This is a genomic window from Rhodococcus sp. CH91 (assembly GCF_022554085.1).
Classification (GTDB): Bacteria; Actinomycetota; Actinomycetes; order Mycobacteriales; family Mycobacteriaceae; genus Rhodococcus.
Genome location: NZ_JAKFYR010000001.1, coordinates 591,661 through 605,692 on the forward strand (window position 1 = coordinate 591,661; position 14,032 = coordinate 605,692).

The following is a 14,032-nucleotide window of genomic DNA, read 5'->3' on the forward strand; positions in this document are numbered from 1 at the left end:
TCGCTGTGCTCGTGTCTCGGGAAGCCGACGGCGCGATATCCCCCTGCCCACGTAGACCCCCCGATCCGATGGTGGCGACGATGCTAACGCACTGATCGGTATTGACAAGCCCGCTACCGCATCGCACGATAAGCAAGCGCTTAGAAGCGGGCCGACACTCGTCGCGGGCATAGGAAATGCCGAAGGCAGAGTTAGGTCATGGCTCTGAAAGATGCTGTTGTCCAATAATTTCGGCTGCGGCTTGTTTGTGGACGAGGTGGCGGTCGGCTATACAGTCTCTGTAGGCCCGCCACAGCAAGGAGATGACCTATGTCCGTGCTCGACCGCTTCCGTCTCGACGGCCGCGTCGCCATCGTCACCGGTGCCTCGTCGGGCCTCGGTGTCGCCTTCGCCCGAGGGCTGGCAGAGGCGGGAGCCGACGTCGTGCTCGCCGCGCGCCGGGTGGACCGCCTGCAGAAGACGGCCGAGCTGGTCCGGGAGGCGGGGAGGCAGGCCGTCACGGTCGAGACCGACATCGCCGATCCCGAACAGGCGCAGCGCATGGTCGACCGGGCAGTCGAGGAGCTGGGCCGGGTGGACATCCTCATCAACAACGCGGGGATCGGCACGGCCGTGCCGGCCACCAGGGAGACACCCGACCAGTTCCGGCAGGTCATCGACATCAACCTCAACGGGTCCTACTGGGCAGCACAGGCTGCGGGCCGGGTGATGCAGCCGGGCAGCGCGATCGTCAACATCTCGTCGATTCTCGGCCTCACCACCGCGGGTCTGCCCCAGGCCGCCTACTCGGCCAGCAAGGCCGGTGTCATCGGCCTCACCCGGGACCTGGCGCAGCAGTGGGGCGCACGGAAGGGGATCCGCGTCAACGCCATCGCCCCCGGCTTCTTCCACACCGAGATGACGGACGAGTACCAGCCCGGTTATCTCGATGCCATGAAGCCGCGGATCATTCTCGGTCGCACTGGAGACCCCGAGGAGATCGCAGCCACCGCGGTATGGCTGGCGTCCGATGCGTCCGCCTACGTCACCGGCCAGACCATCGCCGTCGACGGCGGACTCACCATCACCTGACGTCACCACCCACCCTTACGGAGGAACGCAATGAGCACACAGGACCGCACTGCCATCGTCACCGGAGCCGCACGCGGTATCGGTGCGGCAGTCGCCAAGCGCCTCGCCGATGACGGATATCGGGTCGCCGTTCTCGATCTCGACGAATCTGCATGCAAGGACACCGTTTCCGCGATCGAGGCCGCCGGTGGCAAGGCGCTGTCCGTGGGCGCCGATGTCTCCGACGAACAATCCGTCACGGCTGCGGTCGAGAAGGTCGTCGCCGAACTCGGCGAGCCTACGGTACTGATCAACAATGCCGGCATCACCCGCGACAACCTGCTGTTCAAGATGACCGTCGACGACTGGGATGCCGTCATGAACGTGCACCTGCGTGGTGCCTTCCTCATGACGCGGGCCGTCCAGCGCTACATGGTCGACGCGAAGTTCGGTCGTATCGTCAACCTGTCGAGCACGTCGGCGCTCGGCAATCGCGGCCAGGTCAACTACTCCGCGGCGAAGGCCGGCATGCAGGGCTTCACCAAGACCCTCGCGATCGAACTCGGCAAGTTCGGTGTCACCGCGAACGCCATCGCCCCGGGCTTCATCGCCACCGAGATGACCGCCGCCACCGCCGAACGCGTCGGCGCGTCGTTCGAGGACTACAAGAAGGCCGCCGCCTCGCAGATCCCCGTCGCGCGCGTCGGTGAGCCCGAGGACATCGCGCATACCGCATCGTTCCTCGCTTCCGAGGGTGCGGGCTTCGTCTCCGGCCAGGTCATCTACGTGGCCGGTGGCCCGAAGGACTGACCTTCTTCCGTACTGCTGCGGCGCCGCCTTCTCCTGATCCGGGAGAGCGGCGCCGCAGTACTTTTCGATCGATATCGAGCGGAATCGCTCTGCCTGTCGGTCGCCGCGGATACGCTTCCGGCATGAGCGAGAAGGTCAAGGGGCCCGAGTCGTATTTTCCGTCGATCGAGCAGAAGTACGGCCGTCCGATCGAGGAATGGAAGACGATGATCCGCGCGTCGGATCTCGGCAAACACATGGAACTGGTGAACTGGCTCAAACAGGAACACGGTATGGGCCATGGGCACGCCAACGCTCTTGTGGCGCACACCCTGAAGGAGAAGACGGCCGACTGACGTCAGCCCCCGTTCCCGTTCCCGTTGTTGCCGTTGCCGTTGTTCCCTCGGTTCCCGGCGTTGCCGTTGCCGTTGCCGTTGTTTCCGTTGTTTCCTTCGGAATTGCCGTTTCGGTTGCCCGGGCGAGAACCGTTGTCGGACAAGCCGGGTCCGGTATTCGTCGGCGGTGTGGCAGGAGTGTTCGCGGGGCCGGGTACGACCGGCGGAACCTCCGGTGTCTCGATGACAGTGCTCACCGGAACGCCCACTGACGCGGTGGGCGCCGAAGGATCGGGAGTGATCGGGACGCGTTGAGGCGCCGAAGCGGAGGTGCCAGGGATGCGTGTCCCGGGCGTCGCCTCGAGCGGGGTGCCCGTGTCGCGCCCGAAACCGACTGCGATGCCACCCACGGCCATCGCGCCGATGAGGGTCAGGCCCACTGCGAGGCGGACTCCGCGGGGCCGGCCCTCGTGCACGGGGCTATTCGTCGCGAGCGGTTCGGCGTCGACGGCATCACTCGCACGGAGGCGAGTCGTCACCGCGCCCCGGTGGTCGCCGGGGCCCTGCAGCATCGCCAGCATCTCGTGCGCGCTGCCGAAACGGTCGGAAGGATCCCGCGACAGCGCCCGCTCGATCACCGCGACGAGTCCCGGAGGTGCGTCCGGGCGAACGTCGGCGAGTGGTTGCGGCTCTCCGTGGGTGATCTCCCGCGCCAGAGCCAGAATGTTGTCACCGGCGAACGGTCTTCGGCCGCACAGTGCTTCGTAGCCGACGATGCCGACGGCGTAGAGATCGTCCACCACCGACGCCGGGTGGCCCGTGATCCGGTCCGGGCTCAGATACGCAACGGTCCCCACGAGCTCGCCGGTACGTGTCAGGTCGTCTCCGACGCTCTTCGCGATACCGAAGTCGGCGACCTTCACGTCACCGTTCTCCTCGATCAGCACGTTCGCCGGTTTGATGTCGCGGTGGAGTATCCCCGCGGCGTGGGCAACGACGAGGGCTCCGAGGATATCGGCGAGAACTGTATGTACCCGGCCGGCGGGGAGTGGTCCGCGCGCGATGTCGTCGGCGAGGGTGCGTCCCCGGAGTCTCTCCATGACGAGGTAGGGGCGTCCGTCGTGCTCGCCGGTGTCGTACACGGCGACGATGCAGCGATGGCTCAGCGCGGCGGCGGCCCGTGCCTCGACCTCGAAACGGCGTCGCACGTCCGGTTTGCCGCCTGCCTCGGGCCGGAGCAGTTTGACCGCGACCGGTCGCTGGAGCCGGGTGTCCCACGCGTCGTAGATCTCTCCGGTGCCGCCCACGCCGAGTAAGCCGCTCAGCTCGTAACGGCTGCCGAGAACCTTGTGGACGGTCACAGCTCGACGGTAGCGGTTCGAGGCAATATCGGGCTATGTGCCCTGGTGAAGAGGCATTGTTTCGAGTTTCGCCCCCGAGGTGCACCCCGCACTCGTAACGTGGTTGTGATCCGCGCCGATCTCACGCTGTGAGAACAAAGCTGGCGGAGGTCGGAATGAAGGCAACAGTGCGGGCCGGGATCGTCGCCGGCGTGGCAGCTGCATCGATGGTGTGGCCGGTAACCGCGATGAGCGACCCGGGTGCTGACCAAGGCATGCGCTACGTCGCCCTCGGCGACTCGCGTGCGGCCGGACCCTACCTCGACGCAGCAGCCATGATCGGGGGCTGTGCCCGCGCGGACGCGGGATATCCGAACCTCGTGGCGGGTTCACTGCAGGCGGTGGCGTTCACGAATGTGGCGTGCACCGGTGCGCGGACCGAGAACGTGACGTCGGTTCCCCAACCGACTTCGGTGGGCCCCGTCCCTCCCCAGATCGATTCCGTCACCGCGGACACGAATCTGGTCACACTGAGCATCGGTGGGAACGACGTCCGGTGGTCGGATCTCGTCTCCTCGTGTTACACCGAACTCCCCGGCGGGGACGCGCAGTGCCGCACCGATCCGGGCACGGTCTCGCGCATGGATGCCGCGCTCCGGTCGCTCGGACCGAAGGTCACTGCGACTCTCGCTGCCGTTCAGCAGCGTGCTCCGCGCGCACGCGTCCTGCTTGTCGGGCACGGCGGGGTGTTCGACAATCGCGGTTGCTGGCCCAACATCCCCACCAGCGATGCCGACGCGGTGTTCGTCACGAACTTCTTCTCGCGCATGAACGGGGTGCTGGCGAACTCCGCAGCCGCGGCGGGTGCCGAGTTCGTCGATGTCACGGTCGGCGCTCGGGGACACGATGCGTGCGCGCCCTCCGAGCAACGCTGGTACGAGGGGCGGCATTCGCTCTCACTGGCGAGGGCGCTGCATCCCACCGCCGCGGGCATGCGGCACATGGCGCAGCGGGTGGTCGAGGTCGTGCACCGGACAGCCGGATAGTCGCTCACGTTTCCTCCGCGACACTCGGCGGACACGGCGGCGAAAAAGTGCAATGCTGCACTCCACTGCGTGCCCACATCCGTCGAACCGGTCCTGCGCGGGAGACTCCGATGACGACATACCGACAGTGCCTCCGCGGGGCGAACTACGAGTTCGACGGACTCGTCGACCTGCTCGGCAAAGCCTCCCCACGACGCTCCGGTGACGAACTTGCCGGATGCGCCGCCACCTCCGACGCCGAACGCGCTGCCGCGCAACTCGTGCTCGCGGACCTTCCGCTGACCACCTTCCTCACCGAGACGGTCGTCCCGTACGAGACCGACGAAGTGACGCGGCTGATCATCGACACCCACGACTCGACGGCATTCGCCCCGGTGTCGCACATGACCGTCGGCGAGATGCGCGACCACCTCCTCGAGGTGGCGTCCCGGCCGGATCCGGCCGGGACACTCGCGGCGCTCGCCCCGGGGCTCACGCCGGAGATGGTGGCTGCCGTCAGCAAGATCATGCGGAACCAGGATCTGATCGCGGTGTCCCGCGCGTCGAGGGTGACCAGCGCGTTCCGCACCACCATCGGGTTGCCCGGTCGGCTCGCGACACGTCTGCAACCGAACCATCCCGTCGACGATCCACGCGGGGTGGCCGCGTCCGTCCTCGACGGTCTGCTGATGGGATGCGGCGACGCGGTGGTCGGCATCAACCCGGCGAGCGACTCGCCGCACGCTGTCGCCGACCTGTTATACCTGCTCGACGAGATCCGGCAACGCTTCGACATCCCCACCCAGTCGTGTGTGCTCACCCATGTCACCACCATCATCGACCTGATCGGGCAGGGAGCACCTGTCGACCTGGTGTTCCAGTCCGTCGCCGGCACCGAAGGCGCCAACCGCAGTTTCGGTGTGAACCTCGAGTTGCTGCGGGAGGGCAACGAGGCGGGCAGGTCGTTGCAGCGGGGAACCGTGGGCGACAACGTCATGTACTTCGAGACCGGGCAGGGCTCGGCGTTGTCGTCCGGAACCCACATCGGAACCGGCGGCAGACCCGTCGACCAGCAGACTCTCGAAGCACGCGCCTACGGTATCGCGCGTCGATTCGATCCGCTGCTCGTCAACACGGTCGTCGGGTTCATCGGTCCCGAATATCTCTACGACGGAAAGCAGATCATCCGAGCAGGACTCGAGGACCAGTTCTGTGGCACGCTTCTCGGGCTGCCGATGGGGGTGGACGTCTGCTACACCAACCATGCCGAAGCGGACCAGGACGACATGGACACTCTGCTCACCCTGTTGGCCGTCGCCGGAACAGCATTCGTCATCACCGTGCCGGGGGCAGATGACGTCATGCTCGGCTATCAGTCGCTGTCCTTCCACGACGCGCTGTACGTGCGGGAGGTGGCGGATCTACGACCGGCACCGGAGTTCGAGGACTGGCTGCGCAGGCAAGGCATGGCGGACGACGCCGGTCGCATCGTGCCGGTGGACGTCGGGACATCTCCTCTCCGGGCGCTCGGAGGTGCCCTGTGAGCGACCTGTGGGACCAACTGCGCCGGCACACCCAGGCTCGAATCGGACTCGGACGCACAGGGAACGGCATCCCGACCCGCCGGCATCTGGAGTTCGTGGCAGCACATGCGGAAGCCCGCGACGCCGTGCACGTGCCGCTCGACGCGCCCGCTCTGGCCGACCGACTGCGCAGACTCGGGCTCGGGGAGCCGTCCATCGTGGAAAGCGCAGCGGGCGATCGCAGTACGTATCTGCGGCGACCCGATCTCGGCCGGCAACTCGCCGAGGGAACGGTGCTCCCACGCACGGACACCGATCTCGGTGTCGCGCTGTGCGACGGGTTGTCGTCCACGGCCCTGGAGGCCCACGGCGCAGATCTGCTCGCGGCGATCACCGGCGCGCTACCCGGACTGACGGTTGCGCCACCGGTGATCGCCACGCAGGCCCGTGTCGCGCTCGGCGACCACATCGGCGAACAGCTCGGCGTCTCGACGATGCTCGTGATCATCGGCGAACGCCCCGGTCTCTCGGTGGCCGACAGCGTCGGTGTATATCTGACCCACCACCCACAGCCGGGGCGCAGCGATGCCGAACGCAACTGCGTGTCGAACATCCACCCACCGGACGGGATGAGCTACGAACACGCCGCGCGTGTCGTCGCGGCACTGGTGAACGGTGCGCGACAGCTGGGAGCCTCGGGGGTGGCCTTGAAGGACACCTCGCGGGACCCCGCGCTGACCGATCCGGATCGGACGATGCTGTAGAGCGGGTTCGTACGTTATGCCCGATCCGGAAACGTCGGCCCGCTTCCTTTCCCGCGGAGCTGCTTTCGGTCGAAATCAGATTCCGACAGCGACCCGGCCTGCAGTGGCACCTCCGTCGACGATCAGGTCGTGCCCGGTGACATAGTCGGCGTCGTCCGAGGCGAGATACAGGATTCCCGTGGCCATCCGGGACGGATTCGCGGCGTATCCGATGGGCTGGAGTTTGTCGAGGATCTCGACGATGCCTTCCACGTCCGGAACCATGCCGCTCAGCATCGTCCCGGGTGAGATCGTATTCACTCGCACGCCTCGGGGAGCGAGTTCGAGTGCGCAGGCCTTGGACATCGCGACCACTGCCGCCTTCGTGCCGCAGTAGACCGCCATCCCTTCGGTGGGCAGGTACCCGCCGTTCGAGGCCGTGTTGACGATGACGCCGGATCCTTGCTCCGCCATGACCCGGCCTGCCGCTCGCGTGCCGTAGAAGATGCCGCCGAAGTTCACGGCCACCATGCGTTCGAAGTCGTCGTTCGTCGTTTCGAGAAGCGTTGTGGCGGCGTGGACGCCGGCGTTGTTGCACATCACGTCGAGCCGTCCGTACCGGGCGACGGTCTCGGTGACCAGGGCCTCGACCTCGGCCGGGTTGCCGACATCGGTACGCATGAAGTCGGCGCCGATCGTCTGCGCTGCGGCCGCGCCGACCTCTTGGTTGATGTCGGCCATGACCACACGAGCGCCTTCGGCGACCATCAATTCGGCGGTCGCGCGGCCGAGGCCGGAGGAGGCGCCGGTGATGATGACGATCTTGTCCTGCATGCGGTGTGACATGTCGGCCTTTCTGGTGGTCGTGCCGGGGAACGGTCGGTGCGTGTCATGGTGTGGGCGAACGAAGGCCGCGCTCGGTGTAGAGCGCCTCGCTGCGTGCCTTCAGTGCGACAGCGGTGTCGTCGAAGGCGCGCTTCACCCACGCACCGCTGTCTGCCATGATCTGGTGTGCTTCCTCGCCGAGGAAGGCGTCGGTGGAGTAGTAGCGGCACCGGGTCTCGTCGATCGGTTCGATGACCTGATCGCGTCGGGCGGCCTGCGCGGAGACCTCGGTGGGCCGAAGTTCCCACGACAGCAGGCGTTCCGGCACCACCGCGCAGACGTACTCGGTGTACGGGAAGGTCTCTGTCGCGCCCGAATAGTCGGTCAGCGTCATCTCCACGGGCGCGCCGATTTCCAGTGTCGATTTCACGTTGATGCAGAACGGATTCCAGTGAGGATAGTTGTCGAGGTCGGTGAGGACCTCCCAGACGACACTCGGGGGTGCGTCGATCTCGACTTCGATCGAGCGAACGGTGGTAGCGGAATCGTAGTGGGGGATGGATAGTTCGGTCATCGGACCTCCTGTGGTCAGCGGATGAGGGTTCCCAGGTCGACCGGAATCTGAGCTCCGGTGATGTGACGAGCTTCGTCGGACAGCAACCAGGCGACGGTGCCGGCGATGTCCTCCGCGTCGGTCGCCGCGTCCGGCAGGGCGTTCATGAAGATCGGGCCGAGGGTGTCGGCGTGGTCGGCGATCAGCTGCTGCATCTCGACGGGCTGCATGTCGGTGGTCACCCCGGCGGGGTGAACGGTGTTGACGCGGATGCGGTGCTGCCCGAGTTCGTTGGCCAGGGTTTTGCACAGCCCGACGACTCCGTGCTTACTGGCCGAGTAGGCGGCGACGAACGGCAATCCGCGCAGACCTGCCACCGAACTCGTCATGACGATGGCACCACCGCGGCCCTGCTCGAGCAGGATCGGCACGGCTGCCTTGACGGTGTGGAAGACCCCGGTCAGGTTGATGTCGATGGTCTCCTGCCACTGCTCGAGCGCGTGCTCCCAGGTCGTGGCGGCGGTGCAGACACCGGCGTTGGCGACGACGACGTCGAGGCCGCCGAGTTCGGCGACTCCCTCGGAGAGTGCCCGGTCGAGTGCGTCGAAGTCACGGACGTCGACCTCGCGGGCGATGATGCGCCGGCCGAGTGCTTCGACCTCCTTGACGGTCACGGCCAGATCGTCCGGGCCGGCGCCGGGATAGGCGGGGTATTCGAGGGGCTTGCAGATGTCGACGGCGATGATGTCGGCGCCTTCGCTCGCCAGCCGGACGGCTTCGGCGCGGCCCTGTCCGCGGGCGGCTCCGGTGATGAACGCGATCCTGCCATCGAAGCGGCGTGTGCTCGTCATGATGCTCCGTTCTGAACAGGAGTGATTGTGGTCGGGATCAGGTGAAGGATGCGTGGCCACCGGTCAGGACGGCACCGCCGTCGGTCGTGACGTCGAAGCGCGCGTCGGTCGCGTCGCCCCACGCGCGGACCTGTGCGGTGTCGCCTGGGAAGACGGGTGCCGCGAAACGGCCGGACAGGGCCTTCAGGTCGGCCGGGTGGGCGCCGAGCATGTCTGCGAGAGGCAAAGTGGTCGCCGCGAGGGTGCACATCCCGTGCAGGATCGGGCGCGGTTGCCCGATGCGTGCTGCGGCGTCGGGATCGATGTGGATGTGGTGCCGGTCGCCGGTGAGCCGGTAGAGCGCGGCCTGATCCGGATCGGTCGTCAGCGTGCCCACCACCGTGGGATCCGCCTCGGGCGTGGACGGTGCCGAGGGGCCGCGGTCGCCACCGAATCCGCCGGCGCCGGGTGCGAACAGCGACCAGGTGGCCACGAAGTAGTCGCTCTCGACGACCACATCGAAGATCGCGGCACGGCCCTTGTCCCAGAACTCACCGACCCGTGCCGACAACGTGATCTCGCCGGACCGGGGGAGGGGAGCGAGCACGTCGAGACTCTGTGAACCGTGGAGAGCGGTCTTCGTGTCGAACGCCCCGAGAGCGCCGAGTGCATCGGGAGCCCACTGTGCCAGGGTCAGGGCGAAGGTGGGCAGAACGCGGAGCCGGTCCTCGAAGACCAGGTCGAGGTCGGTGGCGTGGGCACCGACCGCCAGCGCGTACAGGACGGCGTCGCGCTCGTCGTAGCCGACCACTCGGGTGCCCAGGTCGAGGCCACGCCACCGGGTGGGGGTCGACGTCGTGTCGTTCATCGATGGAGTTCCGTTCGGTTGTTGTCGGCGTGTTTGTGATCGATCTGTCGGGTCACACGGTCGCCGGGGTGAATCGCGGGTAGTCGAGGTAGCCCTCGGCGCCGCCGCCGTAATAGGTGTTCGGGTCCGGTGCCGTCAGCGGCCACCCGTGCTGCAGGCGTGCGACGAGGTCGGGGTTCGCGATGAACGGTTGTCCGAAGGCGGCGAGGTCGATCAGGTCCCGCTCGATCAGTTCGTCGGCGTATTCCTGGGTCATTCCGCCGGCGAGGATGATCGTTCCCCGGAACCGGGCACGGAAGGCCGTGAGGAAGTCGGTGCCGAGGAGCCGACTGTCGGAGGGCCGCTGGTCGATGAGGTGGACGTAGGTGAGGTCGCGACGCGACAACTCCGAGGCCAGGTACAGATAGGTCTCTGCTGCCTCGGGATAGGCAGGCATGTCGAACAATTCGCTGAACGGGGAGAGACGGATCCCGACCCGGTCGGCGCCGAGCACGTCGATCACGGCGTCGACCGTCTCGAGCAGGAACCGGGCGCGATCGCCGAAGGAGCCGCCGTACCGGTCGGAGCGGGTGTTGGTCGCGGGGTTGAGAAACTGTTCGAACAGGTAGCCGTTGGCTCCGTGCAACTCGACTCCGTCGAAGCCGGACACTTCGGCATTGGCTGCCGCACGGGCGAAGTCGTCGACCACGCGACCGACTTCCTCGGTGCTCAGTGGACGGGGATCGCTGACGTCGACGAATCCGACATGCCCGTTATCGTCCGACGCGAAGATCTTGCTCTCCGGAGCAGGTACGGCGCCTGCGCTGACGGGTTGTCCACCTTCCGGCTGGAGGGAGGCGTGCGACAACCGGCCGACGTGCCAGAGCTGAGCGAAGATCCGTCCGCCCTCGCCGTGGACGGCGTCGGTGACGGTGCGCCAACCGGCGACCTGTGTCGGCGACCAGATGCCCGGGACGTACACGTAGCCTTGTGCTTCCGGAGAGATCGGGGTGCCTTCGGTGATGATGAGTCCGGCGGTCGACCGCTGGCGGTAGTACTCCGCCGTCTCCGCGGTGGGGATGGTGTCGATGCACCGTGCCCGTGTCATGGGCGCCATCACGAGACGATTGTCGAGGGCGAGTTCACCGAGCCGGTGGGGGTCGAACAACCGAGTCAACGCTGTCTCTTTTCTGGAGGAGGTCTACGACTCTTGTTCACGGCCGCGGCGCGGAACTCGACCGGACCGTGGTGTCCGGAGATCGATACGCGACGGAAAGTATTGTTATAGAACAGATCTCACTCGAACGGGCCGTGATGGGGATCACTGTAGCCTTTGGCTGCGACAGCGTCAACACATCCTGCCCGGGGTCAGAACTCGATCTCGATCGGACCCGAGTCGGGACGTGCCTGGCATCCGAGGATGTACCCCTCGGCGATATCGGACGGATCGAGGATGTCCGACTTCTCCATCACGACCGTGCCCAACCTCACTGTGCATGCGCAGGATCCACATTCACCCGATCGGCAGGAGAACGGTACGTCGACACCGCGATCCAGCAACACGTCGACGAGCGTACTGCCGCTCGGCCACTCGAACCGATGTGACCGACCGTCCAGGTGCACGACCGTGTCGACCGCAGAAGCGGGATCGTCGTCGACGAGGGGCCGAGGTGTTTCGAAAGGGTCGCCCGAAAGCGACACGAACACTTCCTGATGGAAACGCTCAGCGGGAACATCTGCCGCTCGCACCCCTTCGGCGACGCCGTCCATGAACGGCGCGGGGCCACAGACGAACACCTCACGTGAGGTGTGCTCTGCCGCCAGTGCCGCGAACCTCTCACGTGGAGGGATGCCGTGCACGTCGTCGAACCAGTAGTGGATCGTCAGACGGTCGTCGAACTTCGCGGCGTAACCCTCGAGTTCGCGGTGGAAGATCACCGAGTTGCGGTCGCGATTGGCGTAGAAGAGAACGACCGACCGGTCGGACCGGAGCAGGGCCGTCTTCAGGATCGAGATGATCGGCGTGATGCCGCTGCCTGCCGCGAACAGCAGGAAATCGCTCGTGAAATCCGCCGGCGTGAAGCGGCCCGAGGGCGGCAGGACGGTGAGGGAACTACCTGGTTCGACGTTGTCGCACAACCAGTTCGAACCGTAACCGCCGGCGGTGCGTTTGACGGTGACCTTCAACTCGTCGTCGATGCCGGGAGCGCTCGACAGCGAATACGACCTGGCGACATGCCCGGTGCGGTCGCTCGGTATCCGGACGGTCAGGAACTGGCCGGGCCGGTACGCGAACAGTTCACGAGAGTTCTCCGGCGTGCGCAGGACGATCGACTTCGAATCGGGGGTCTCTTCGATGACGTCGATGACGGTCAGTTCGTATCCGACACCGACGGTGTGCACGGTGTTCACTCTCGGTTGCCTGCGCTCTCCGTTGACTACGTCGTTCTCGTGAATTCGCCTGTGTGATCCGAAATTCGGATTCAGGACAGGGATGTGCGCTGCTTCTTCTCGAATCCGGTGTACCCCTCATCCGCGGCGCGGGTGCACCAGTCGGAATAGCGTTGGAAACCACCGACGTACATCAGCAGGGCCCGCGGCTTGCCGGGGATGTTCGCACCCGTGTACCAGGAGTCGGTGCGGGAGTGCATCGTGCGCGAGGCGGCGGTGTCGACTTCGGCCGCCCACTCGCTCTCCTGCGCCGGAGTGGCGCCGAAGCGGGAGATCTCGTTCTCCTCGAGATGATCGATGGTCCGCAGGATCCAATCGACCTGCCACTCACCGGTGGTGATCATCTGCGCCAGGACGGACGGGCTGCCGGGGCCGTGCACCATGAACAGGTTCGGGAAACCGGCTGTCATCAGACCGAAGACGGTCCTCGGTCCGTCGGACCAGTGATCGGCGAGTCGCGCTCCGTCGACGCCGGTCACGTTCATCCTCAGCATCGAACCGGTCATCGCGTCGAAGCCGGTGGCAAAGATGATCACGTCGAGGTCGTATTCGGACTCGCTGGTGCGCAGGCCCGATTCGGTGATCTCCTCGATGGGGTGGGTCCGTACGTCGACCAGCTGGACGTTGCCTCGGTTGAAGGTCTCGTAGTAGCCGGAGTCGATACAGATCCGCTTGCCGCCGATCGGATAGGTCTTCGGGCACAGGAGCTCTGCGGTCTCGGGGTCGTGGACCATGGACCGAATCTTGTTGCGTACGAACTCGGCGAGGATCTCGTTCGCCTTCGGATCGCTGGAGGTATCGGTGAACGTCCGGATGAACTCGAGTCCGTTCCGGGCGTTCCACGCCCGCTCCATGACCTCTTCGCGCTCTTCTTCGGTGTAGTCGAAGATCGAACGCTGCTCGGCGACATTGCTCATGAGCACCGCGCCGTGGGTGCCGAGGATCTGCTTGCGCCGCTCGGGATAGTTGGCCTTCCACTCCTGCTGGTATTCCGCATCCAGTTTCCGGTTGCGCGAGGGAAGGCTGAAGTTCGGGGTCCGCTGGAAGACCGTGAGGTGCTCGGCGACCGCAGCGACCTCGGGGGTGATCTGGATGCCTGTGGAACCGGTACCGATCAGACCGACGCGCTTGCCGGCGAGGTCGACGCCCTCCTTGGGCCACCGCGAGGTGTGGTACGCCTCGCCGCGGAAACGATCCAGTCCGGGCCAGTCCGGGACGTTCGAGACGTCGAGGCTGCCGGTCGCCGCGATCACGTGCCGGGCGATAAAGCGGTCGCCCGAAGCGGTACCGACATGCCATTCGTCCGCGGACTCGTCGAAGGTCAGTTCGTCGACGCGGGTCTCGAAGCGGATGTCCTCACGCAGGCCGAAGCGATCGGCGACATGGTTCGCGTATGCCTCGAGGTCCGGTTGCGGCGAGAAGTGCTCCGACCACGACCATTCCTGCTGGAGATCGTCGTCGAAGGAGTACGAGTACTGCATGGACTCGATGTCCACGCGGGCGCCTGGATAGCGGTTCCAGTACCAGGTGCCGCCCACGCCGTCGCCTGCCTCCAGGCAGACGACCCGTCGGCCCTGCCGACGGAGACGGTGAAGTGCGTACATTCCGCTGAATCCCGCGCCGATGACGACGACGTCGAAACGTTCGGCGGTACGGCCGGCTTCCGGGGTCGAGGTGGACATGTTCCTCCAAGGATCGGATCTGCTTCGGCGGCGCGAGGC

The 14,032-nt window shown here is 66.2% G+C and carries 14 protein-coding genes; 6 read left to right on the forward strand and 8 right to left on the reverse strand.

The features are described 5' to 3' along the window. The first annotated feature begins 309 nt into the window (after window positions 1-309). The 3 genes from MOM01_RS02805 to MOM01_RS02815 all read left to right on the forward strand — a co-directional run bounded on the left by MOM01_RS02805 (window position 310) and on the right by MOM01_RS02815 (window position 2,195). Window positions 310-1,071 (forward strand): SDR family NAD(P)-dependent oxidoreductase, encoded by a 762-nt coding sequence (locus MOM01_RS02805; protein ID WP_241383854.1) that lies wholly within the window; start codon window positions 310-312, stop codon window positions 1,069-1,071. 30 nt (window positions 1,072-1,101) lie between these two features. Next, the gene (locus MOM01_RS02810) at window positions 1,102-1,860 is read left to right on the forward strand and encodes a beta-ketoacyl-ACP reductase (RefSeq protein WP_241383855.1); all 759 of its coding nucleotides are present in this window, start codon (window positions 1,102-1,104) and stop codon (window positions 1,858-1,860) included. Window positions 1,861-1,982: 122 nt separating this feature from the next. After that, on the forward strand, window positions 1,983-2,195 hold the full coding sequence (locus MOM01_RS02815; protein WP_241383856.1) for a DUF4287 domain-containing protein: 213 nt from the start codon (window positions 1,983-1,985) through the stop codon (window positions 2,193-2,195). A gap of 2 nt (window positions 2,196-2,197) precedes the next feature. Here MOM01_RS02815 and MOM01_RS02820 read toward each other — a convergent pair whose 3' ends face one another. Then, window positions 2,198-3,535, reverse strand: coding sequence for a serine/threonine-protein kinase (locus MOM01_RS02820; RefSeq protein ID WP_241383857.1), 1,338 nt, complete (start codon window positions 3,533-3,535; stop codon window positions 2,198-2,200). A gap of 155 nt (window positions 3,536-3,690) precedes the next feature. Here MOM01_RS02820 and MOM01_RS02825 point away from each other — a divergent pair, with 155 nt between their 5' ends. The 3 genes from MOM01_RS02825 (at window position 3,691) to eutC (ending at window position 6,826) form a co-directional block, all read left to right on the forward strand. Continuing rightward, window positions 3,691-4,560, forward strand: coding sequence for an SGNH/GDSL hydrolase family protein (locus MOM01_RS02825; protein WP_241383858.1), 870 nt, complete (start codon window positions 3,691-3,693; stop codon window positions 4,558-4,560). Between the two features lie 110 nt (window positions 4,561-4,670). Then, the gene (locus tag MOM01_RS02830; RefSeq protein ID WP_241383859.1) at window positions 4,671-6,083 is read left to right on the forward strand and encodes an ethanolamine ammonia-lyase subunit EutB; all 1,413 of its coding nucleotides are present in this window, start codon (window positions 4,671-4,673) and stop codon (window positions 6,081-6,083) included. Further along, window positions 6,080-6,826 carry an ethanolamine ammonia-lyase subunit EutC gene (eutC, locus tag MOM01_RS02835; RefSeq protein ID WP_241383860.1) on the forward strand — a complete coding sequence of 249 codons (747 nt, stop codon included), beginning with the start codon at window positions 6,080-6,082 and terminating at the stop codon, window positions 6,824-6,826. Before MOM01_RS02830 ends, eutC begins: the two co-directional genes overlap by 4 nt. 75 nt (window positions 6,827-6,901) lie before the next feature. On the opposite strand, the gene MOM01_RS02840 is transcribed toward eutC, so the two are convergent. From MOM01_RS02840 to MOM01_RS02870, 7 genes are all read right to left on the reverse strand, one after another. Further along, window positions 6,902-7,651, reverse strand: a complete 750-nt coding sequence (locus MOM01_RS02840) for an SDR family NAD(P)-dependent oxidoreductase (RefSeq protein WP_241383861.1) — start codon at window positions 7,649-7,651, stop codon at window positions 6,902-6,904. A 43-nt stretch (window positions 7,652-7,694) separates the two neighbouring features. After that, window positions 7,695-8,204, reverse strand: a complete 510-nt coding sequence (locus MOM01_RS02845; RefSeq protein ID WP_241383862.1) for an SRPBCC domain-containing protein — start codon at window positions 8,202-8,204, stop codon at window positions 7,695-7,697. 14 nt (window positions 8,205-8,218) lie between these two features. After that, window positions 8,219-9,034: a mycofactocin-coupled SDR family oxidoreductase gene (locus MOM01_RS02850; RefSeq protein ID WP_241383863.1), complete on the reverse strand. Its 816-nt coding sequence runs from the start codon at window positions 9,032-9,034 to the stop codon at window positions 8,219-8,221. A 37-nt stretch (window positions 9,035-9,071) separates the two neighbouring features. Continuing rightward, window positions 9,072-9,881, reverse strand: a complete 810-nt coding sequence (locus MOM01_RS02855) for a MaoC/PaaZ C-terminal domain-containing protein (RefSeq protein WP_241383864.1) — start codon at window positions 9,879-9,881, stop codon at window positions 9,072-9,074. 52 nt (window positions 9,882-9,933) lie between these two features. Continuing rightward, entirely contained in the window at window positions 9,934-11,037 is a 1,104-nt protein-coding gene (locus MOM01_RS02860; protein WP_241383865.1) for an alkene reductase, read from the reverse strand. A 191-nt stretch (window positions 11,038-11,228) separates the two neighbouring features. Further along, window positions 11,229-12,272 carry a ferredoxin--NADP reductase gene (locus tag MOM01_RS02865; protein WP_241383866.1) on the reverse strand — a complete coding sequence of 348 codons (1,044 nt, stop codon included), beginning with the start codon at window positions 12,270-12,272 and terminating at the stop codon, window positions 11,229-11,231. A gap of 71 nt (window positions 12,273-12,343) precedes the next feature. Further along, the gene (locus MOM01_RS02870) at window positions 12,344-13,993 is read right to left on the reverse strand and encodes a flavin-containing monooxygenase (RefSeq protein WP_241383867.1); all 1,650 of its coding nucleotides are present in this window, start codon (window positions 13,991-13,993) and stop codon (window positions 12,344-12,346) included. Between the last annotated feature and the right edge of the window lie 39 nt (window positions 13,994-14,032).